Genomic DNA, 21,522 nt, shown 5'->3' with positions numbered 1-21,522 from the left:
TGTCCAGCCGCTTTTGACACCTTCTGAAATTCCGTCAACTCGGAGTGGCGTTGTCAGTGGTGCCTGCTATGGGGCCATCGGCAGGGCCGTCGTCTATTGATTTTTGACACGCGAGTGACTGTCAAAGATGCCTGGTAGCATCGCCGGCATGCCCGCATTGGGACGAACCGACAAGACCGACGGAGGTCGACCCACCGCCATGACAGGGCAGCAGGCAGAAGCGTTCGGGCCGTGGCTCGGACGGCAACTGCGGCGCGCGGGCATGTCGCAGGCCCAGCTCGCCGTCGAGCTGGGCAAGACACGCGCCGCGGTCTCCGCGTGGATCACCGGACGCGCCGAGCCGCGCGAGGACGTCAAGACGCACATCGCGCAGATCCTCGGCACCGATCTGGCCTCCCTGGTGACCAGGACGGCCGACGTCCCCCTCGACCTGCCCCTGGTGTGGCGGCACAGGCCGGCCCACGCCGACGGTGGCCGCGAGTACGGCAACGTCGCCGCTTTCGCCTTCGACGCCGACCTGTCCGTCCTCGCGCGCGAGGCCACGCAGAACTCCCTCGACGAGCGCTTCGAGGCGCAACAGCCGGTGCGCGTGCACTACATGCTCCACGAACTCAGCGGCGACCACCTGGATGCCTTCCTCAAGGCCGTGCACTGGGACGAGCTGAGCGTGCACTACGAGCAGGCCGCCGCCGGCGGACAAAAGGTCTCCCGCGGTCTTCGCGCCGCGCTCGACGAACTGGCGGACAGCCGCTCCCTTTTGCTGTTGCGCATCGACGACTACAACGCCTTTGGCCTGACGGGCCCCGAATACGGCGATGGCCGCTATGCCGCGGTCGTGCGCCGTACCCTCGACTCGCACAAGAGTGCCGGAGGTCGCGCCGGCGGCTCGTACGGACTGGGCAAAGCCACGCTCTGGGCCAGCAGTCGCTTCGGACTCGTCCTGGTCAACTCCACGCTCGGCGAGGCACACGAGGGCCGCACCCACCGCCGCGTCGTGGGGCGCCTGGACCTGCCGTGGCACACCCTTGGCGGCGAGGCCTTCGCGGGACCCGCCTGGTTCGGTGAACCCGACACCGATCCCGAACGCAAAGACGTCGCCCGATCCTGGTGGGCCGACGAATCCACCGTGCGCGACCTGCACTTGGAGCGCATGAGCGACGAGCCCGGCACGTCGTTCCTCGTCGTGGGCGCCCACGACGCCTCGGGTGACGCGGAGACGCTGCAGGAGATGCACGACAAGTGCGTACGCTCCCTCGCCGACGGCTTCTGGGCCGCGATGATCGGCGGGCGCGACGCTGGCCCCCTGCTGGAGGCCCGCGTCACCACGCTGCGCAACGGACAGGTGGTCATACCCGAAGAGCGCGTCGACCCTCACGCCCACCACCCGGCCCTCGCCCGTGCCCTGCAGGCCTACCTCGACGGTGAGACCGTTCCCGAGCTCACCGCCGGTGACCACGTCGCCCACGCCGAGGTTCCCCTCCTCGTCACCCCCCTCAAAGGCACCGGCCGCGTCCGCGACAAAGGCCGCGAACACCCGGCCGTCCTGCTGCTCACCCCGGCCGACGACACCGACGAGCGCTTCAACCGCATCGTGTGCATGCGCGGCAACCGCATGACGATCACCGAACAGCGGCCCCGTGACCTGCCGCTGGGTACCATGCCGTTCCAGGCCGTCCTGTTGGCCGGATACGCGACCGGTCGCACGAGCGAGGATGTCGACTTGGCGGAGGCGTTCCTGCGGGCCTCCGAACCGCCCGAGCACGACCGCTGGGACCGCACCGAGGAACTCACCACCAGCTACGAGCGCGGCGCGCTCAGCCGCATCAAGGAGTTCCGCCACGGCATCGACAAGGCGGCACGCTCCCTCGCCGTCCGCCGCGAGGCCACCCGCAGCGGCGGGCCGAGCGTCCTGCGTGAACTGCTCACCCTCGAGACCGACACCACCCCGGGCGCCGGCCCACGCCGCACGCAGTCCTTCCCCACGGTGCGCACCGTCAGCGCCCACCTGGAAGACACCGGGGCCTGGAACGTCACGGTCACCCTCAAACTCCCCGACGCCGACGACCCCTGGTTGCTCACCCCTGTCGCCAAATTCGACGTACGCTCCGGCGGCAGGCCGACCATCGACTGGTCGCTGCTGGTCGGCTCGGAAAGCTGCCGCTCCGAGGACGGTCACATCATCGTCGAACCCGGCGTGCGCACCGCCGTGTTCACCGGCGTGACCGACCCCGCCACCCACCCCGTCAAGGGCGCCTTCGCACGCCTGGCCATCGACATCCTTCAGCCCCGCAAAGGCGCCGCGTGAAATCCGTCTTCCCCTACCCGACCCTGTTCGGCGACATCGCCTTCGACATCACTGCCGTCACCGTGGACGGCACCCCGCTCCCGTACGCGCAAGTGTCGACGACCGAACGCACCGTCGCCCTGCACCGATCAGGCCGTGAGCACTGGACGCGGGCCACGCTCTACCTCAAGGCCCACCTCCCCGAGCCCGAGCTCGCCGAAGGGCCCTTCACGGACGTCACCTGTCTGGCCGTCCTCATCGAAAAGGCCACCAACACGCGCACCACCGCCCGCCTGGCACGCACGCCCGGCGGCGACTGGCACGGCACCATCGACCTCGGCAAAGACCACCACCTGCGCCGCGCCACGCTCACCGTGCACGCCATCGCCACCGTCGAGGGCATAGCGGGGCGACTGGTCGGATCCGCCGAACAGGACTGGTACGTGGACCTGCGCGAGTCCACCCCCATCCGACGCCGCGAGATCGACATCGTCGAGGTCGACTTCCGCGACGGCCCACACGAGTGGCTGCGCCCCTTCCACGAGGCACCCTGGATCGTCGAGACCAGCGCCGACACCCCCACCGTCTACCTCAACACCACCGCCGTCGAAGGCCTGATGGAGGTCCTCACCGCCAAGGGCGGCACCACGGCCGAACGCGTGCTGCGCGACATGACCGCCAGCCACATCGCCCAGGACGCCTGGACGGCCATGTTCCACACCGCCATCAGCGACCTCGACGTCGACGAGGACGGCACCCCCGTCATATCCACCGGCTGGCGTGAGGCCGTCGTCCGCACGATGCTCCCCGACGTCCTGCCCGGCCGCCAACCCACCGACGCCCTCTACGACATCAACGAGCGCCGCACCCAGGGATTCGGCTGGTCCCAACTACAGAGCGCGATCCAGTACGCGGCCGGAAAACGCAGCCGCGTCACCAAGAAACTGACCAACGCGGTGCGCACCGTCGACCGCACGGACAAGGGCGTGAACTGATGCCCCCGGCCACCCCCCACGACATCCCCCCGGTGCTCGGCCTGCTCCCCGACACGATCGTGGCCAAATACCTCGGCCACGCCATTCAATCCGGGCAGGAGACACCGCCCCAAGTCGCCCTGCGCAAGGCCGCAACCCTGCTGCCCACCACCGAGGCACGCCGGCACACCGCCCCCCTCCGACAGCTGCTGGAGGAGGCGATGCGACGCTTCGACGACCAGCGCACCGCCGCCGACGCATGGCTCGCCCCCCGCCTGCACGCCACCCTCCGCCTGACCCGGGCCGAGGCCGCCGACGGCCGGCTGTGGAACTACCTCGCCCTGCTCGTCGCACCGGACTACGTCCTTTGGCGGCACCGGGGCACCGAAACCACCGCCACCTCCCGCTTCAGCGGCGCGCACTACACCCAGGCCTTCTCCCGCCTGTGGTGGGCGGCGGAACTCTTCCGCGACGGCGCCGACTACCGCCCGGTGGAAACCGCCTGCCGCGTGCAGGACGTCCTGAACACCACCCTGCGGCTGGACGTCATCGACCACCGCCCCACCGCCCTGGCGATCGTGCGGATCCTCGACCGCCTGATCGCCGACGGCACCCCACGCCCGGGCGATCACGTCAACGCGCTGTCCTCCGCCGTCAACACCGCGGGCAGCACCCTCGTCTACGACGTCCTGGCACCCGACCCCGGGGGAGAGGGGGAAGCCGTTCTGGACTGGATCGACCAGGCCCAGGACGCCCCGGCCGTGCCCTTCGAGCGGCTGCCGGACGGGCCCGACGACGGACGCGTGAGCGCACAGTCCGTGGACACCCTCGTCGCACTGTTCGACAAACTCCTGGCCGAGGCGCCCAGGAGACAGCGGCCAACCCTGCGACCGACGGGCCCCGGCGTCATCCCGCAGCGGGCGACCGAGGCCCAGCGGCACAGCCTGTGATCAACCTGCCGCGCGCGGTGCTTGCTCAGGGCTGGAAGACGCGGGAGGGGTCCACTCCTCCAAGCGCTTCCACACCTCCTTGCCAGGTGGATCGAGCCTGAGAGCGGCGCTGAGGATGTGCACGCCCAGCCGCGGCGGGATGGCGTTCCCGATCTGCTGGGCGATGGCACCGCCGCGCCATGGGTACGCCCGTGGAAACGACTGGAGTTGGCCCGCCTCCTGATGGGTGAAGCGGCCGATGTCCCTGCCGTCCGATGTCTGCAACCGGTTCCGGGAGATCTTCCCCGTCACCGTCGCCGACGGCATCGTCGCATCACGCCGGCCACGCGCCTTGGGATCCCCGCCGGTCCCGTAGTTCGACACGACCACGAAGTGGTCCTTGCGCCCCAGCGCCGTCCTCATCGACACCCACGGCTCGAGCTTTGGAGCACCTACGGAGGCCCCAACGCCCTTGCGGTAGCGGCGGTGGGTGGGCTCGGGAAAACGCGGACGCTTACCCAGGCGCGCCAGTAGCACGGCACGGCGGCGGGTCTGCGGCACCCCGTACTCCTCGGTGTGGAGCACGAAGGCGCGCGGAGACGGCTTGGCCGGTCGGCGCGCACCGGTGACCTCGCCCAAAAGCAGCTGGCCATCCTCCTCCGGCGCCGCCGCCTCGACCAGGGGGAACTGGTAGCCGATCCGTTCGAGAACTTCGCCCATCGCCTCCCAGACCGGAAGCACGGCGGGCACCTGCTCCAAGACGATGGCCTTGTACGGCTGCTCCCGGAAATGGGCCTCCAGCGCCCACTTCAGCGGCTGCAGAACCAGCGCGGTCCGCTCGTCGCCTCCGGATACCTCAGCGCAAGCCTCGGCCTCTTTGATGACGAGGTCGAGACCGTAGACGTCCTTTGCCCTGCCCAGCTTGTCTACTAGGGACAAGACCTGCTCGAGCGCCCGGCGCCCGGCGCCCGAGCCGGCCACGGTGAATGTCTGGCACGGTGGCCCGCCCGCCAGCACGGTCGCACCGCGTACCTCATCGCTGTTGGGACCGTAGTTACGGACATCGTCGGGCACGGTGAGCAGGTCGGCGGCCTTGCGCGTCTGGCAGGCGTCGTGGTCCCACTCGATGCCGATGGTCTCGAGGTCGAGGATCTTGGCGGCGATGTCCAGACCTCCGGGGCCCGCGAACAAGTCCACGATGTGCAAAGGTGCAGATGAGGACTGGTGAGGCTGTGCGGCGGTCATGATCTGAGAGTGTATAGCGACCTGACTGGCGGCGGGGCCGCACCTGCTCATTGAGCCAGGAGGGCAGCCCGGATCGACAGTCCCAAGGCCTCGGCGAGCGGAGGCGGGGTTGCGTTGCCCACCTGCCGGTAGCGGGCGGTCTTGCGCCCCATGATCGTCCAGTCGTCGGGAATGCCCTGCAGCAGGGCGACCTGCTCGACGGTGAGCGCCATCATGCCCTCGCGCCCCAATGCGGGATCCCAGTGGAAGTCCGGCCCCGGCACGGCATCCGCGATCGTGCCGCCGTCCACACCCATGCGCGCCCACGCCCGCTTGGAACCCGTCATCCCGAGATCGGGACCACCGCGCTCCCACGACCCCCCGACGATGGTCGGGGCCAGACGGTCGGCCTGCGCGGCCCACCCGGCCGCGCCGTCCCACCCGCCGGCGGCCATCGACTCACCCAACGCCATTCCCACCGTGAGCGGCGGGTCCAGCAGGCGCTCGGGGGTGGGAAAGCGGCCCAGACCCTCGCCCTTGAAGGCGACGAGCACCCCTTCCTCCCGGTCCTGCGGGACACCGTAGTCGGCCGCGTTCAGGACGAACCACGCGTGCTCGTAGCCGAGATGCCCCAGCTCCGCCGCCACGAAATCCCGCAACGGCGCATACGCCTCCTTGGTCACCACATCCGGCACGTTCTCCAACAACACAGCCCGCGGCTGCACCCCGTACACCAACTCGATGGCCGCCTTGAACAAGCCCAGTTCCACCTCGCTGCCCCGCCTGCGGTTGACCGCCGCGGTCCCCTTGACCCGGGGAAGGCCGCCGGCGAGGAGGTCGACGTCGTACACCTGCTGCTCTTCCGCGGGATCGAAGGCCATCAGATCGATGAGTCGTATATCCCATTCGGGGCGATTTGCGCGGAGTGTTTCGCGGGCCACCGGTCGGTTGTCCAAGAGCAGCACCGGGTCGAAACCCGCACGTTCCAGGCCGAGCGCGAGCCCTCCCGCACCGGCGCAGATCTCCAACGAGCGCAGCCGCGGGATGAGGCGGTCGGCATGCTGTGGCGGTGCCGGCTTCTCGACGTCGTCGAACTCTGCCATCGTCATGCCGTGTGCACCTCTCCAGACCAACATAGGGATCTTGGCGGACGATGCCGAGACTAGCCCGACATCCGTCGATGGGTGGCGCGGCCATGGGACCGGTCTGACGCACCTATGCAAGCCCCGCTCCTGGCCGCCCGGCAGTCGAACAGGACACAGCCCTGGTGGAAGACTGGCTCCATGCTGCGCGAACCCTCCGAAGTGGAGATCGACGAAAACGGCCGAGCCGAGATCCCCATGGGCATCCTGGTCGAGGCCGGCCTGGCCCCCGGCACCCGTGTCCTTGCCTACAGTGCCGGTGACGGCCGCATCGTGCTGCGCCGCGCCGAGGATGCGCTGGCGGAGTTGGCCGAAACCGGGAACCTGAGCTGAGCCAAGACCCCTCCCGGGCCTTCCCCTCTCGTAGAGGCTCTTTGTCGTGGTGACTCGCCCCCCGGTACGGGGTCCGGGCGGTTGCACGCACGTACTCAGACGGAGGGCGCAAAATCACGAGGGTCGGCATCGCAGCGCACGACATCGCCAGACCTGCGACCACTCGCACGCCTCAGTCACCCTCCGCGGAAGTCCGGCCGGATCTCCGCCGTGAAGGCGACGTCCTCCTTGCTTCCCTCCACGCCTTCCCACACGAGCACCTGGACGTGCTTTCCGGACTTGCAGTTTTCCCGGTCCCACTCGGTCATCAGGTCGGTGACGACGAGGGCGGCGGCGTGCTGGGCGCCCTCGGCCGGGTTGACGCTCGTGATCGTCCCCCGCCACCGTTCCGGGTCGTCGCCGTGGGAGTGCCAGGTCCACGCGGTACACCCAGTTGGTCTCGGTGCTCATGGCGCCGATCCTGTCACCTGGGAGTTCCCTGCGCCGCGTCGGGTCCGCCCCCGCAGAGCGCGGGTCGACCGGCTACGACAACTGCCACGACGTGTTCGAGATGTAGGACGGCACCTTCTTCGTCATCGGGCAGGTCGTGCTCGCCGACCACGATTTGGCTGCGGCGGTCACCGTTTTGCTCCCATCCCGTCGTCGGTAACGGGAGCGAGGAACGGGCTCGGGGTTCCGTGGCAGGAGACGAGCAGGTCCTCTCGAGCGCGTGTGCAGGCCACGAACAGCAGGCTCAGTTCGGTGGCGATGTCCTCCTGGTGTTGTTGCGGGTCGATGTCGGTGGGGGTGATAGCGGCACGCATCGGCACGATGCCCTCGCTGACGCCCAGCACGGCGACGCAGCGGAACTCCAGCCCCTTCATCCGGTGCATCGTCGCGATGCGCACCCCTGCTCCGGGTGCCGAGCTGCCCAGGACGTGCGTGGGCAGGCCGGCCTGATCCAACGCGGTCGCCACGTCCCGGCCCAGCTGGATGAAGCGCACGGCCACGGCGATGTCCTCGGGGGCCACCCCCGAAGCCGTCCACTCGGCGATCCGGGCGACGGCCGCGGCGATCTCCTCGGCCTTGGAAGGGTGCGGCGCGAGGGTGGGGTGGCGGCCGTGCAGAGTGGACCGGTAGCCGGCCAGCGAGGCGTCGCCGTCCACCGAGTCGACGGGGATACCGGTGAGCAGGGACGAGGCCCAGTCCAGGATCTCGTGCGTGGTTCGGTAGTTGATCCGCAACCGGTGGGAGCGCCCGGTGATCGAGATGCCCAGGGACCGCAGCGACACCTTGTTGCCGTAGATGCGCTGATGGGCATCGCCCGCGATGAACAGGTCGTCGCGCCCCTCCGGGACGAGCGCACGCAGAAAGCGCCACTGGGCCGGGTGGAGGTCCTGTGCCTCGTCCACGATCACGTGACGGAAGGGCGGTTCGGCCTGCTCGGCCAGGCGGCTCGTGGCCTCGGCGCAGATCTGCAGGAAGGTCCGCTCGCCCAACTGGTGCAGTTGCTGTTCGAACGCTTCGATGGCGCGCCACGCCTGCAGCCGTTGGATGGGCGGCAGGGCCGTGCCGCGTCCGTGGCGGGGGGCCTTGAGGTAGGCCTCGGGGCTGCGCAGGTCCTGGGCCAGGACGACATGGCGCCATTCCTGGTCCAAGAACACGTCGGCGAAGTCGAGGTTCAGCCGCCGGATGATGCGTGCCCAGCGGGCCTTGATCTCCCTTTGGTCGGTGACCAGCTTGACGGGGCTGCCGCCGTGCGTGCCGCGCACGACGTCGTAGGCCAGCGCGTCCACGTTGATCACGGTGATCTTCGCCCGCAGCCGGTCGTCGGAAATCAACAGGCCCAGGCAGCGCTCCAGTTCCACCGCCAAGGCCCGGGTGTAGGTGGTGAGCAGGATGCTGCCGTCCGGCGCGTCGGCCGGCAGCCGGCGGGTCAGGTGCAAGGCGCGGTGCAGGGCGACCACCGTCTTCCCGGTGCCCGGACCCCCGAGAACCTGGGCGGGACCGCGGTAGGACTCCTGGTAGGCGATCCGGTACTGGCTGGGGTGCAGGAACACGCGCCAGGTGTCGAACGGCCTCTCCAAGATCTCGTGCAGCTCGTCCGTGCCCGACACCAGGGCGATGCGGCCGCGCGCGTGGGCCATGGCCGCATCCAGGGGATCGGCCGCCTGGTCGGTCGCATCCCGAGTGGCCGCCGTGTACACCTGCACCACCTCGCGGTCCACGGCCTCGGGGGACATCCCGCTGGCCAGCCCGAGCAGGACGTCGTACTGCTGCTCGGGAAGGACCCGATGCAGGGCCTCCAGGTGGGCCTCGTCGGGGATGAGTCGAACAATGGGGATGATCTCGGCGTCGATGCCGAGGCTGCGCAACACCTTGTCCGGGTACGCCGACTCCGCGAACAGCAGCGTGCCATCCTGCCGTGTCGCCGCCCACAGTTGGGTGGTCGCCCGCTCCAGGGCCACGTCGTCACGGATCTCGATGCCCTGACTGGCGGCGTTCACGGAGGCACGATGGTTTGCCGCCCAATGGTTGGCCTTGTCGTGCGGCAACACCTTCAGCAGCAGGTAGCCATCCCCCTGATCGGATTTGAGGACGACACCGCGCCAAAAGTCTGTGATCCGGATGGTACGCAGGCGCGCATCGCGCTGGTGCGTCAGTTTCTCCAGGTGGAGCCCGGCGTGTGTGGCGGCGGCGAACTTCTCGAACACCTCGAAGACGCGTTTTTGCACGTGCTTTTCGAGTCCCGCGAATTCCATCAGGAAGTCGCGGTGTATGCCGAGCCGCGCCATGACGCCCCCCCCCGTACCTCCACCGTCGATCGTGGCGATCACTGTACTGACCACTCGGGTGGCAAGGGGAGGAGGGCCCCGGCTCGGGTAGGGGCGAGGCCCTGGCCCAGCCGCTGGGAGCTCAAGCTGCCTCGGGTGCGGGCCACTCCGGCGACCGCAGTCGCTCCCGCAACCGACCGAGGCGGCGTGCGCGAGGGTAGGGACGATGTGGTCCCCGCCGGCGAGACCTTCCAAGATCAGGTGTTCGATCCGCCTGACCAGCGTGAAGGCCTGGCCGGTTTGACACCTACGGTGACGACGTCGTGCGTTGCGCCGCCTCTTCGACGCCGCGGCACTGGGCATCCGTCAGTCCGCTGTGACGGCCGTGGATGCGGTCAGCGGGTTGCCCCGTGCCACAGGTGCTCCATGCGCGTGTAGGCGAGTCCACGACCGAAGTTCTCGATGTTGTCGGCCACGTTGAGGATCAAGCAGGATTCCTTGCCCCCGTTGAGCTCGCCGCGCAGGCCCCGGCCGATCATCTGGATGTATGTGTTGGGGCTGAACGTGGGGCGGGCGACCACGACGGCACGGACGGCCGGGGCGTCGAATCCCTGGGTCAGCACCTTGTAGTTGGTCAAAACCCTAATCCTGTTGTCCTTGAACGCAGCGATGCGGCGCCGCCTGATGCTCGGCGGCGTCCGCCCCTCGATCGAGGCCGCCGTGATGCCGCGGTCCTGCAGAAGGGCGGCAAGGACTTGGGCGTGCTCCACCGAGGTGGCGAAGACCAGGACCGGCCAATCGGAGGGCAGTTCCTCGATCCGGTCCACGATGCGCCGGGTGCGTTCGACGTCCTTGGCGAGGCGACTGACGACATCCGCCGGCAGGGCCATCGCGTGCGTCCTTTGTATCTCGGTCACCTGCTTCGACGACAGCACGTAGGAGCCGCCGAGGAGTTCCTCGTGCTCGACCTCGGCCAGAACCTTCAGCGACTGCAGGTGCCGGTAGGCGTCGTCGTTGTCGAAGACGCCGAAGTCGAGGCGCTTGTGCCCGAAGCGGGAGGCCAGGGTCCGCGTCTCGTCGTCGCTGTCCCCGCGGAAGGCGGTGGCCGTCAGGCCGATCAGGTGGCGCGAGGTCCGGTACTGGTCGATGCCGAGGGCGTCGAGGATCCGTGTGTAGGTCTTCGGCACGGCGAAGTGGGCCTCGTCGACGATGACCAGGGCGCACTCGCGCAACCAGGCGTAGTCCTCCTTCGGGAGCCGGTTGACGGCGGTGTCGTCGATGGCGACGACCACCTGCGGCCCGTCGGCGACGGGAACGGCGTCCGGGATGCCGCCCCACAAGCGGGTGATGCGCAGCGACTGGTCCGTTCCCTCGGTCTGCCAGACGTAGGCCCAGGTTTCGACGGCCTGCTCCGCCAGCTCCTGGCTCTGGGAGATCCACAGGATCGGCCCCTCGAGGAGGCCGTCGCGCAGCGCCCGGACGCCGGCCTCGGCGGCGATCCGCGTCTTGCCTGAGCCGGTGGGGATCTGCAGCATGGCTCGTTTTTCCTCGCCCTGGGCGAGGTGCTCGTACATGCGCTGCACCAAGGCTTCCTGGTAGCCGTGCAACTTCAGCGGCTTGCGCGGGCCCGGGACCGTCTCGTACGGGTTCGGGCTGCCGGGGGTCTGCGGGTCACCGGCCCAGGACTCCGGAAAGCCGTACGTGCGCACGAAACTGCGTGCAGTCGAACCGCCCGTCCACATCTGCGGCACGTTGAAACCCGCGTCGGCGAGCGCCGGTGCAAGGACGCGCAGGACGTCCTCCCCGTGAGCGGCCAGGAGCAGCTCGGCCGCCCGCAGGCCGTCGACCGGGACCTTGCGCAGCTCCGCATCGGCGAGCGCCAGCCCCGGGGGCAGCTCGTCTATCAACCGGCTTTCGCCGACGGCGAGCAGGAGCTTCCTGGACAGGTCCGCCTCCTGGCGGACCATCAGCAACCTCTTGTCGTCACGGTCACGTGCCTGCTGACGCAGGAGCCCCCGACATCCCTCGGCCCCCAGCCGCAGCCCGAGGAGCCGGTCCACGGCCTGCAGGGTCGACTCCTCGTCACGCTCCCCGCACAGCAACACCGTGAGCCCGTCGAGCGTCTCGGTCAGTGCCTGCTCGCGTCGCCCCTCCTCCGGGCCACGGACAATCCTGACCAGCTCGGAGCAGTGCGCCAGTTTCCAGGCCGCTCCCCGAGGAAGCACCTGGCGCAGCCGAGGAAAGACGTCCGTCACCGGGACCGGCTCCGTCAGCGGGACGGAGTGGATTTCCTCGACCAGGAGGTCGGAGGGGACCCGGAAACGGAACCGGTCGACGAGCAGATGCGCGTCGGTGTCTGTGGGGACCAGGAGCGCCGGCACGCGCTCACGGAGCAAGACCTCGTACTGATCCTCCTCGAACGTGACGGCGATGCTCTTGCTGTGCTGCATCTCCCAGTTCTCGCCCACCCGGCAGCGGAACAGGCGCCCCCCGTCCTCGAGAGTGCCTGCAGGGGCCGATTTGGCCAGAAAAGCGTAGGCACCTCCGACGAAGGCGGCATCCGTCCCCGAGTCCGCGCGCTCGGCCAGTTCGCTCCACAAGCCGGCGGGCACATCGTGGATCTTGGAGGGCAGCCCGAGCGCACGCGCGTATGCGACGGCAACCTCGGCGACGGGAAGGAGACGGCCGTCCACATCCAGCTCGGGGCTCACCGCGGCATGCGGCCGCCGCACGCCGATCGAGGTGGCAAGCATGCCCTGCTCACGGAGCATCCAGACCAGGGGCGACTCCACGCGCAGGACGCCACCCTGACCGGTGGTCCGCATGCACCGCCAGTCGGGCACGATCCCAAGGTCGGGCAGCTCCCGTGTGAAGGCGGCCCTACCGTCCGCCGACAGCTCCGGCAGCAGGTGCAGGGGGCCGGGGGGATCCTGGCCAATCAGGCTCACGGAGGACGGCCGAGGACGGGACACCTGCGGCGGGAGGGAAGCGCAGAACCGGTTGTACACGACGCCGCTGTAGTCGTTGAACCAGGCGTCCGAGCGAGGGTTCATCCGGGGCAGCGGGCGATCCACCGCGCCCAGGGCCTTGAGTACTTCCGTGTCGGCCGCATGGAAGACCGGGTCGACCAGAACCGAGGCATCGCGCCGCCCGTTCTCGGGCACCACAGGTCCCGCCAGGATGCAGTCGCGCACGAAGCGGAACTGACCGGTGGCGGTGCGCACCTTGAGCACGCTCTCCGGTTCGGGGTGGCGCTCCTTGACGACCTTGACCATCTCGTCGCCCTCGACCGTACGTGCCAGAGCCCAGAAGTCTTCCCAGTCGTTGTTGCGGTACCGGGCGAAGCCCGAGGTGACGGCGGCCCGCAGCCGTCCGGCCGCGTTGGCCTCCTCCACGCCCAAGACCTGCAGCGCGTGCAGCATCTCGGGGTCCTGCGCGATCGAGTCGTGCAGGTACACCGTGGTCTCGTTGGGAAGGCGGACGCCACCGTGCCGGCGGAATACCCTGCCGGCGGAAGGCGCGCGGAAGTCGCCCCGCTCGGTGAGCAGGATCTTGGCGTCTCGCGCCTCGGCCGCCTGAAGCTGATTGCCCGTTTCCACGACGGAGGCCGCCAGCTTCAGCGCACACGTCGCCCCTTCCACGCTGCGGTCCGAGACGAGTGCCTCCAGCCACTCGCGCAGCGAGGACGGGGCGATGTGGGCCTGTTCGAGGATGTCCCGTGCCCTCGATCGCCTTTCACGACTCTCCACACTGTGGTGGCACCAGTTCTTGGGACGCCCCAGGTGACTCGCCCACTGTTCGAGCCAGACCGGCGCGAGATTCTCCGGGGGCAGCCGCAGCTGCTTGGGGAGTCGCAGAAATCCGTCCTGATCCGGCAGAGAGGGCCGGCGGGCGGCCACCTGCAGCACCTTCTCGCTCAGCATCTCGTCGCCCCACTGGGAGGCCTCCCGGCCACGCGCCGTGAGCAGCGTGAGGTGGGACCCCGGGTCCTTCTCCTCGAACAGATTCGGAATCGAGTCGACCACGAGCTCCGCCGCTCTGGTCACCAACTCCTCGTTGAAGTCGCTCTTGGTCAGATTCTGGCGATCCTCGGGCGTCTTCCACGGAGCGTTGAGGATGCCGGTCAGGGTCGTGTCGTAGTGGGTCGGGAAGTAGGCCCAGAAGGTTCCACGCTTCCCGCGCTGCGGGACACCCTTGTCGGGGACCGCCCAGGAAATGGTGACGACAGGCCGATCGTGCAACTCTCCCGCCGTCCGCGCGGCGGTGGGGCTGGGCTCGTGGTCGACGCTGAAGACGAACCAGCGCTCGCTGCTGTGAAGCGCCTCGTTGCGCTGCTCCACGACTCGGTGCTCGACGCCCCGCGTCTCCTGCGTGATCTCCCGGCACAGCTTGTGGCCGGCACGGGTGTCCTCAAGGACGAGGCGGTCCACGTGGGGGGAGAAAAGCATGAAGTGCGCCGGGAAGTTGACGATGTCCCGACCCAGCCGCCCGTCCGCACCGTCATGCAGGGGAAGCACCACCGTCGTCGACGCCCATGCCATCAGTTCGTCGAGCCGCTCGTCACGCCGGCGCTCCGCGTCCAGGTCCAGCGGCTGCGCCATCCGCAGCACCGGGGTGGGGTCCTGCACCGAAAGGTCCGGGACCGTTTCCCGGATGACGCGGGCCGACCACTTCTTGTCAAAGCCGAACGAGCCGGAGGCGCTGTAGAAGCAAGGTGTGTCCGACACACTCAGCACCGACTTGACACCGACCCCGAAGCGTCCGATCTTCCCGGTCCGTTTCCGCGATACCGCCATACGCAGGATCGTGTCGGCACCGGCCGGGGTCATCGGCGTGCCGGTGTTGGCGCAGTAGAGGTGGGTGTCGGTGAGAAGCACGTGGATCGTGCCCACGACTCCGGGCGCGCGTTCCATGTTCTCGTCGGCGCCGTTTTGGACGAGCTCGTAGATCTGTCGCTCGCCGTAGCCACCCTGCGTGATGCGCCGCTCGTTGTTCGCGTGCTCCAGGACGTGACCAGGATCCGCCCGGTAGACGTTCAGGACCCGCTTCGACAGGTCCTCGACCACCCTTACGACGTCGTCCGCCTCCGGCGAGGAAATGGAAATGGACATGGAAAAGCATCCCCCAGGCTGCTCAGGAAATATAGCTTTCGATGTGGGTGATCACCCGGCGAAAGGCTCTGTTCGAAAAAAGATTTCCGATCGCCGATACGGCGACGCGAAAGCGCAATGGGCTCTTACTGCGCGACGACCCCCCCAGGCCTACAGGTACCGGCGACGAAGTACCTGGTTCCCCATCAGATCACACCCTAACGACGCCATTTGATCCGAGCAAGGACTCTCGACAATGGTCCAGATGTCCGATGCGTGCCGCCAGCGGGTCCAGCCGACCTCATTCGCATAGGTTGCCACATTAATTCCGAATTGTCGCGATTGAAGCTGGTTGCGCTCTTGATAGTGTAATGCTTTGATTAAGCCGTACATTGTAGATTGTGGATTTATGTAATGCTTCATGCCGCCCTGTCCAGTGGTGACGTTCCTCGGCGTAGCACAGATTTCCTCTCCTGCGGTGGTTGTGCGGCTGCACCGTGGTGGGTGTTGGTATCTGCGACGGGAGGTTATTCGGTGGGGGAGCCGGGCGCGTGGGGTGAGGTGACGGCGGGGCTGAGAGTGTCCAGGCCGGTGCTGGTTGCGCGGCTGCTGGAGCTGGATGCGGCCGGGGCGTTGACGACGGCCCATGTGCGTGCGGGCGCGCAGGTCGGCGGGGTGAGCGTGCGGACGGTGTGGCGTTGGCTGGATGCGGCGCGGACGGAGGGCCGTGTGAAGCCCAGGCCTCGGGCCCGACTGGAGCTGTCCGACCAGGCGTGGGAGGTGCTGGCGCAGGCGGGCGGGAACGTGGCGGTGCTGCATCGGCATCTGAAGGATGCCGGGGGCGAGGTTGTAGGTGCCGAAAACCTCATCCGTGCAGCTCAAGCCGCATGTTGATACTCGTGCAAGATGCCACCGAGTCGATCGTGTCTGCGGATGTCGAGGTGGTCGAGGCGGTCCGGTTCGGTGATCGGTTGGGGGAGCGGGCGCAGAGGTGCTGCGGCGTGGAGGGCCCGGTGGGGTCGGTGCTCGTTGTAGAAGCTCTCGTATTCGCGGAGCGCGTGCAGGAGGTGGGCCTGGTTCAAGATCAGGGTTCGATCGAGGAGTTCGGCTCTGCATGAGCGCACCCAGCGCTCCATGATCGCGTTCATGCGCGGTACGCGGACGCCGGTTGTGACGATGGCGATGCCTTCATTGTGGAAGACGTTGTCGAACGCCTGGGTGTACCTGCTGTCGCGGTCCCGGATCAGGTACTTCATCGTGACCGCGGCGTCCATCAGGTCCATGACCAGGTTCCTCGCCAATTGCGTGGTCCAGTCCGCGGTGGGGTGGGCGGTCGCGCCCAGGATGTGGACACGGCGGGTGGCGTGCTCGATGACGGCGAAGACGTACAGCCGCGCCCCGGTCAGTGTGCGGGTCTCGAAGAAGTCGGCGGCGAGGATCGCGTGCGCTTGGCCGCGCAGGAAGCCGGCCCAGGTCTGCTGGTCGCGCTGGGGCGCGGGCTCGATCCCGTGGGCTTTGAGGATCTCCCACACCGTGGAGGGGGCGATCGTGATCCCCAGGGCGGCCAGCTCGCCGTGGATGCGCCGGTAGCCCCAGTTGAGGTTCTCTCCGGCCAGGCGCAGGATGAGGGCTTGGATGCTGCGGACGGTGGATGGCCGGCCTGGCCGTTTCGGGCGGGACGCCTTGGCATGGTGGCGGCGGAGCAGGTCGCGGTGCCAACGCAGGACGGTGTCGGGGGAGACGATCAGGTGCAGCTGCCGTAGTTGCCGCCTGGGGAGTCGGTGGAGGAGGGCGGCAAGGAAGGCCCGATCGGACCAAGGCAGGAGGTCCGAGACCTGCGGGAAGAAAAGGAGCGGATGCGTCAGGCCCTCCGGCATCAGCTCGGACAGCAACTCGAGGCCCTCGGCACCAAGGACCTGACTGAACACGTCGACCAGCTCACCCGAGAAAATCAGCGACTCGAAGACACGCTTCGCCAGGCCACCGAAGACAACCACGCGCTCCACAGGCGGGTGACGAGCCTCGAGGCTGACCTGCGCGCGGCACGCACCAGCCTCCGACGCATGATCCGAGAAGAGAACAGGAGCCATTGAAAGACTGGATACCTCGGGCCCTGTACGGCCCGCGCCGTTGGGACTGGTCTGGCGATACTCCATGAGGCTGCTCCAGGCGCCCCAGCCGCCGACGCGGTGCGCCACGAACTGTTCACCGCCCTCGACCTGCCGGGCCAGCCCCCGCGCTACGCCACAGAGTTCGACCACCTTCTCAAGAACACGCTCGCCACCCACCCACGCACTCTCGTCCTGGACGAGGCCCAATGGCTGAGCGGAGACCTGCTGGAGTACATCCGTTATCTCTGGGATGACCCCTGTACTCAGCTTGCCGTCGTCTTCGTCGGTGGCGAAGGCTGTCACGCCACACTGCGCAAAGAACCCATGCTGTCCTCCCGTATCTCCATCTGGCAGCGCTTCATCCGCCTCACTCCCGACGAGGCCCTGGACGTCATCCCGCTCTACCACCCTCTCTGGGCAGATGCCGACCCCGGCGACATCGCCTTCGCCGACCAGCACGCTGCCCACGGCAACTTCCGCAACTGGGCCAGGCTCACCGCCCACACCCAGACCGCCCTTGACCGCACAGGACGCGCCCGCCTCGACCAGGAGGTCTTACGCTGGGCCTTCAGCCGACTCGGTACAGGCTCCTGACCCATTTCACCCATCCCCACCAGGTAGGCGCGGCCCCGCTGCCTGTCGGTACGCCATCACGCCCACCGCATCCCGATCTTGGAGAGCTGCTCGACCCGCTCCGGGGTCAGCGTCGCGGCCCGGGACCGCTGGTTCCCGACCCACGCACCCAGCTTCAGCGTGACGTCCCGCTGCTCTTGGTTCTTGCCTCCGTCTCCTCTCACGGTGATGGTTTCGATGTGTTTGCGCGGCACCCGAAGGTGTCCTTCGCGTTCGTAGAACTGGCGGGCGGCGGCGAGGTGCATTGCCCACTTCTGCGCCTGGCTCGTGCGGGGCTTGGGCTTCTCGTCCTTGCCCGCGGGTTCGATTCCGAGGATGTGTTCGCACATCCATTGCTGGACGGTGGTGAGTTGGTCCCATTTGAGCCGCACCGACTTCACCCAGCGTCCGAGGTCCTCGCCTTGGTGTACGACGTCGCCTGCTGTGGTGGGCAGCGCTCCGCCTCTGTCGAGGTGGAGCCGTGTGAGGTGGAAGCAGCGCTGCCACTCCACCGGCCAGACCGGGCACCAGGACGGGTCGAGCTCCTCCAACTGCTCGCGCCGCTCCTCCGACAGGGCGCCAGCCCACGACTGAACCGGCAGCCCTTCGGCCTGGCGCTGCTCGAGCTCCAGAGCACGGCGGGCGGCGGCCCTGGCGTTCTTCAGCCAGATGCCGACCTTGTAGCCCTGGTGCGTGGCGTCGAGCGGGGCCAGGAGGTGGCCCGCCTTGGCGGCCCATCCGCGGGTGGCGGTGAGGCCTTCTTCCCAGGCGACGTCGTAGTGGGACCAGATCATGCCGAGCTTCTCCAGCTGCATGATGCGGTCCTGGTCCATGTCGCCTCGGGCGTAGAAGCGGCGGTTGTCGGCGGTCCACTGCCCGAGCGGGAAGCCTGCGAGGGAGGGCGGCCACCCTTCGGCTTCGGCCTTGTTCCCGGTCGGGACGCGGTAGGTGAACGGGACGCGTAGGTCGCCGTGTTCGCGGGCGTAGATGACGGCGGCCTCCACGCCGCGGCGCCAGTGCTCGTGTTCGGGGTTGAGGACCCGTAGGTTGATGAACGCTGCGAGGGCGGCTGGGTCGCGGGGCGTGGAGAACTTCAGCAGGGCCTTGGCGGGGGCAGTGACGCCTGCCCAGGCTGCGCCCGGCTCTTCGCCTTCGGCTCGGTGTCCGCGGGCCTTGGGGGAGCGGCTGGGGGCTTGCTGCTCGGCGAGGGTCTCTACGACGCGGGTGTCGTGTGCGCGGAGGGCTTCAAGAAGGCGGGCCAGCCCGCCGAACGCCCGGCTGGTGAGCATGTTGTCGGGTGTTTCGCCGGGTCCGAGCAGGATCGGCACCACGAGTGACGCAGTCTTGCCTTCCCCTGGCTGCATTCGCAGTGCCCGCCCCACGGCCTGGACCAGGTCGGGCATGGAGCCGCGTACATCCGCCCAGTACACGGAGTCGCAGTTCTTGGTGTCGACGCCCTCGCCCAGCACCTTCACCGAGCCCAGAAACCCCTTCTCCACCACGGTGCCGTCCGTGGTGATCCCGTTGGCGAACTCGGCCAGCACGCGGCGGCGGTGGAGCGGTTTGTGCTCGCCGCACAGCCAGTTGGCCCAGATTGTGGCCGGGTACAGCTCGGGGTCGGAGGTGTGCAGCTGAGCTGCGACGTCCGGGAGGCCGGCCGCGAAGGCTTCGGCTTCCTTCACGACGTGGTGGAAGACGAGCGTGCGCCGGAAGTTCTCCTCTGCGGAGGCTTTCACCAGCGCGGTCTGCAGGGCAGCGAGCCGGGCCCCGCGCATCTCGTCCGACCGGCTTTCGGTGCCCAGGAGCTGCGCGGCCTGGAGCTGTGTGTCGGTGACGTCCACGCATACGACCTGGTAGGGGGCACAGATACCCCGGTCGATCGCTACCGAGAGCGTCAACGTGTAGCAGCGGCTGCCGAACGGGCCGTCCGGGTCGTCGTCCATCGAGGCCACCAGCTCACCCGGCGCGCCCTCGCCCTGGTCCTCGTTCCCGAGTTGCCACAGCCGGGGGGTGGCTGTCATGTACAGCCGGCGCAGGGCCGGGATCTTCTGGTTGTCGTGCACGACCGCCCACGGCTTCCCGATCCGCCCGGAGGTGCGGTGCGCCTCGTCCACGACGATCAGGTCCCAGCCCGCAAGGCCCGCGCTGTGCGCGCGCTCCAGCGTGCCGAGTCCCAGGGAGGCGTACGTGGCGAACACGGTGACGCGCTCCAGGTGGCGGGTCCACTCCACCAGCTCGTCCACGTCCGTGGTGTTGGGGAACCCCGCCTCCTCCCCGCGCAGGGACGAGACCCCGATCATCGGGCCCGTGCGGCCGCCTTCACGCCACGCGGCCTCGGTCTGCGCCAGCAGGTCCAGCGAGGGCACGAGCACCAGCACACGACCCGCACGCAGCTCCTGCGCACTGCGCACCGCCACGAGAGTCTTCCCGGACCCGGTGGCCATGATCACCTGAGTCCGGAGCCCTCGCTCGGGCACGAGTGATCTTGCAGACAATTCGAGAGCGCGGATAACCGCATCGACGGCCTCTCTCTGATGCGGGCGTAGTGTCTTCTTTTCCATCGAGGCGTCCCCTTTTTCTCGAAGGTGAGTGTCCGCCCCTAACGGCCGCATGCCGCCCTCAGTGCGGCGTGCTGAGCTTCGAGGGCCGCGGCGAGATGAGCGTGCAGTTGCTCAAGGAAGTCCCAGAGGTCTTTGGCGGCGATGCGGTAGCCGGTCTCATCGAGGTCGTAGGTGCTGCCGATCAGGGCTCCGGCGATGAGGTGGTAGACGCATCCGGTGGTGTGGCTGAGGGCGTACATGGCTCCTCCGCCGTCTGTGGCGAAGACGGACACCATGTCATCAACGGCACCGGTAAGCCGGTTGGGGTAGTTGCCCGCCTTGACCTGGGCAGTGAGAGATGAGGCGTCATCGATCCAGATCCCGGTGTCGAGGTCAGGCAGCTCCACGGAGCCGAGGTGGGAGTAGTACTCCAGGAGCGGGCCGGCCACGCCCTGGCGGGCCAAGGCCGCGGCAGACACTGCGCCTCCTGCGGCCGGGCCGGTACACACCGTGTGCGCCCCGGCCGGATACCCGTGGACCGCTTCGAAGCCGGCCGTGAACCCTTCAGCAAGACGAGCCATTTCCATGCCCCAGTCACGCAGATCCATGAAACTGCTCACGCCTCTCACAGCTCTCCCACTAGTGACCCTCTATAATTCCAGACTCTATCAGTAGATTATTTTGAAGCACAGATTCGCCACAGGCGCTACTCACCGATATACCGTCAACTCAACAGCCCGAACACCCGACGTCCTTTCCTGGGGCTGGAAGGGCACGGGGGCCTGGGGCGAAGCGGAGGGCCTCAGTCCCGTTGGCGTGGGTCACCCCTTAGGGTGCTGCCAGACCAGGGCTTCTGATGACGCCTGGCGGTTCATCACAGGGGGATGCGTGAGCAGGCAGGCAGAACAACGGCGCTCATGGATAGAGCGTACGCTTTTCGGTACCCCGTTCCGGGTGGCGGTCTACCTGACCGTTCTGACACTTGGCAGTCTGGTGAAACTCGTGTGGGCCGTACAGGACGACCACAGCTTCAAGGCTGTGGTGACCAGCTGCGTAATCTTGCTCAGCACTGCGGGAGCTGTGCTGTTCTGGGGCATCCACCGCAGAAACCACCGCGCCCCCTAGTCAGCCAGGCCCGCGCAGCGGGTCTAGGTCCTGGAGGCGGAAGGACCGAGGGTGGGGGAGCGCAGCGGACACACCCTCAGGGGAGCGGGAGGGTGGAGTTCTCACACTTCGCCACATAAGCCCCATTAATCGGTAACTGACAAGCTGTCCGCGGGGCCACCCCGCGAAGCGGCCCCACCGGCCCGCATCGCGGGCCGGCCCCTGCCCTGGAGCGCAGCGGAGGGGCACGCCCGGCTTTAGCCGGGCCGGGGTGAGCGAAGCGAACCCCGGACTCCGTGAAACGGAGTCAACTCTGGTGCGAAGCACCAGAGTTCGCACCCCTGCGAAGCAGGGGTGCGCAACCACCGTGCGAAGCACGGTGGTTCGCTTGCACATCGCGGAGCGATGTGGTACCCGCTCCGCGGG

At 68.3% G+C, this 21,522-nt stretch carries 13 protein-coding genes and 1 pseudogene; 7 read left to right on the top strand and 7 right to left on the bottom strand.

All coding sequences use genetic code 11. The features are described from left to right. Positions 1–199 precede the first annotated feature (199 nt). From ACFYP5_RS37740 to ACFYP5_RS37730, 3 genes are read left to right on the top strand one after another with little or no spacing between them, the layout of a single operon-like run. Entirely contained in the window at positions 200–2,305 is a 2,106-nt protein-coding gene (locus tag ACFYP5_RS37740) for a helix-turn-helix domain-containing protein (RefSeq protein WP_389044388.1), read from the top strand. Then, on the top strand, positions 2,302–3,279 hold the full coding sequence (locus tag ACFYP5_RS37735) for a hypothetical protein (protein WP_389044385.1): 978 nt from the start codon (positions 2,302–2,304) through the stop codon (positions 3,277–3,279). Before ACFYP5_RS37740 ends, ACFYP5_RS37735 begins: the two co-directional genes overlap by 4 nt. Next, positions 3,279–4,208: a DUF6339 family protein gene (locus ACFYP5_RS37730; protein WP_389044383.1), complete on the top strand. Its 930-nt coding sequence runs from the start codon at positions 3,279–3,281 to the stop codon at positions 4,206–4,208. Before ACFYP5_RS37735 ends, ACFYP5_RS37730 begins: the two co-directional genes overlap by 1 nt. Here the strand turns inward: ACFYP5_RS37730 and ACFYP5_RS37725 are convergent, their stop codons facing one another. Both ACFYP5_RS37725 and ACFYP5_RS37720 read right to left on the bottom strand, forming a co-directional pair. Further along, positions 4,209–5,432 (bottom strand): DNA cytosine methyltransferase, encoded by a 1,224-nt coding sequence (locus tag ACFYP5_RS37725; protein ID WP_389044380.1) that lies wholly within the window; start codon positions 5,430–5,432, stop codon positions 4,209–4,211. 47 nt (positions 5,433–5,479) lie between these two features. Further along, a complete protein-coding gene (locus ACFYP5_RS37720; protein ID WP_389044379.1) occupies positions 5,480–6,520 on the bottom strand; it encodes a DNA cytosine methyltransferase in 1,041 nt (346 codons plus the stop codon). 174 nt (positions 6,521–6,694) lie between these two features. Here ACFYP5_RS37720 and ACFYP5_RS37715 point away from each other — a divergent pair, with 174 nt between their 5' ends. Then, complete coding sequence (locus ACFYP5_RS37715) at positions 6,695–6,886, top strand: hypothetical protein (RefSeq protein ID WP_389044378.1); 192 nt, start codon at positions 6,695–6,697, stop codon at positions 6,884–6,886. A gap of 617 nt (positions 6,887–7,503) precedes the next feature. On the opposite strand, the gene ACFYP5_RS37710 is transcribed toward ACFYP5_RS37715, so the two are convergent. Next, complete coding sequence (locus ACFYP5_RS37710; protein WP_389044446.1) at positions 7,504–9,660, bottom strand: UvrD-helicase domain-containing protein; 2,157 nt, start codon at positions 9,658–9,660, stop codon at positions 7,504–7,506. Positions 9,661–10,034: 374 nt separating this feature from the next. Continuing rightward, positions 10,035–14,750 (bottom strand): sacsin N-terminal ATP-binding-like domain-containing protein, encoded by a 4,716-nt coding sequence (locus tag ACFYP5_RS37705; protein ID WP_389044376.1) that lies wholly within the window; start codon positions 14,748–14,750, stop codon positions 10,035–10,037. Positions 14,751–15,263: 513 nt separating this feature from the next. On the opposite strand from ACFYP5_RS37705, the gene ACFYP5_RS37700 reads away from it, so the two are divergent. Beyond that, positions 15,264–15,623, top strand: coding sequence for a hypothetical protein (locus tag ACFYP5_RS37700; protein WP_389044374.1), 360 nt, complete (start codon positions 15,264–15,266; stop codon positions 15,621–15,623). Here ACFYP5_RS37700 and ACFYP5_RS37695 read toward each other — a convergent pair. After that, on the bottom strand, positions 15,608–16,606 hold the full coding sequence (locus ACFYP5_RS37695) for an integrase core domain-containing protein (RefSeq protein ID WP_389044443.1): 999 nt from the start codon (positions 16,604–16,606) through the stop codon (positions 15,608–15,610). The genes ACFYP5_RS37700 and ACFYP5_RS37695 overlap by 16 nt on opposite strands. A gap of 312 nt (positions 16,607–16,918) precedes the next feature. On the opposite strand from ACFYP5_RS37695, the pseudogene ACFYP5_RS37690 reads away from it, so the two are divergent. Together ACFYP5_RS37690 and ACFYP5_RS37685 are read left to right on the top strand one after the other, a co-directional pair. After that, positions 16,919–17,086 (top strand): annotated as a pseudogene (locus ACFYP5_RS37690) (ATP-binding protein); the annotation flags it as partial. Positions 17,087–17,164: 78 nt separating this feature from the next. Beyond that, entirely contained in the window at positions 17,165–17,434 is a 270-nt protein-coding gene (locus ACFYP5_RS37685; RefSeq protein ID WP_389044441.1) for a hypothetical protein, read from the top strand. A gap of 56 nt (positions 17,435–17,490) precedes the next feature. On the opposite strand, the gene ACFYP5_RS37680 is transcribed toward ACFYP5_RS37685, so the two are convergent. Together ACFYP5_RS37680 and ACFYP5_RS37675 are read right to left on the bottom strand one after the other, a co-directional pair. Then, on the bottom strand, positions 17,491–20,013 hold the full coding sequence (locus ACFYP5_RS37680; protein ID WP_389044373.1) for a Helicase associated domain protein: 2,523 nt from the start codon (positions 20,011–20,013) through the stop codon (positions 17,491–17,493). A gap of 38 nt (positions 20,014–20,051) precedes the next feature. Continuing rightward, on the bottom strand, positions 20,052–20,471 hold the full coding sequence (locus tag ACFYP5_RS37675; protein ID WP_389044371.1) for a hypothetical protein: 420 nt from the start codon (positions 20,469–20,471) through the stop codon (positions 20,052–20,054). Positions 20,472–21,522: the final 1,051 nt, after the last annotated feature.

The sequence above is a fragment of the Streptomyces sp. NPDC005262 genome (assembly GCF_042872425.1).
GTDB lineage: Bacteria > Actinomycetota > Actinomycetes > Streptomycetales > Streptomycetaceae > Streptomyces.
The sequence above is the reverse complement of the archived record's forward strand: the minus strand, read 5'-3'. Positions and strand labels throughout refer to the sequence as shown.

Coding starts and splice junctions, on each gene's coding strand:
- ACFYP5_RS37740 (WP_389044388.1), top strand. CDS start 200: ATGACAGGGCAGCAGGCAGAAGCGTTCGGGCCGTGGCTCGGACGGCAA.
- ACFYP5_RS37730 (WP_389044383.1), top strand. CDS start 3,279: ATGCCCCCGGCCACCCCCCACGACATCCCCCCGGTGCTCGGCCTGCTC.
- ACFYP5_RS37725 (WP_389044380.1), bottom strand. CDS start 5,432: ATGACCGCCGCACAGCCTCACCAGTCCTCATCTGCACCTTTGCACATC.
- ACFYP5_RS37720 (WP_389044379.1), bottom strand. CDS start 6,520: ATGACGATGGCAGAGTTCGACGACGTCGAGAAGCCGGCACCGCCACAG.
- ACFYP5_RS37715 (WP_389044378.1), top strand. CDS start 6,695: ATGCTGCGCGAACCCTCCGAAGTGGAGATCGACGAAAACGGCCGAGCC.
- ACFYP5_RS37710 (WP_389044446.1), bottom strand. CDS start 9,660: ATGGCGCGGCTCGGCATACACCGCGACTTCCTGATGGAATTCGCGGGA.
- ACFYP5_RS37705 (WP_389044376.1), bottom strand. CDS start 14,750: ATGTCCATTTCCATTTCCTCGCCGGAGGCGGACGACGTCGTAAGGGTG.
- ACFYP5_RS37695 (WP_389044443.1), bottom strand. CDS start 16,606: ATGCCGGAGGGCCTGACGCATCCGCTCCTTTTCTTCCCGCAGGTCTCG.
- ACFYP5_RS37685 (WP_389044441.1), top strand. CDS start 17,165: ATGCTGTCCTCCCGTATCTCCATCTGGCAGCGCTTCATCCGCCTCACT.
- ACFYP5_RS37680 (WP_389044373.1), bottom strand. CDS start 20,013: ATGGAAAAGAAGACACTACGCCCGCATCAGAGAGAGGCCGTCGATGCG.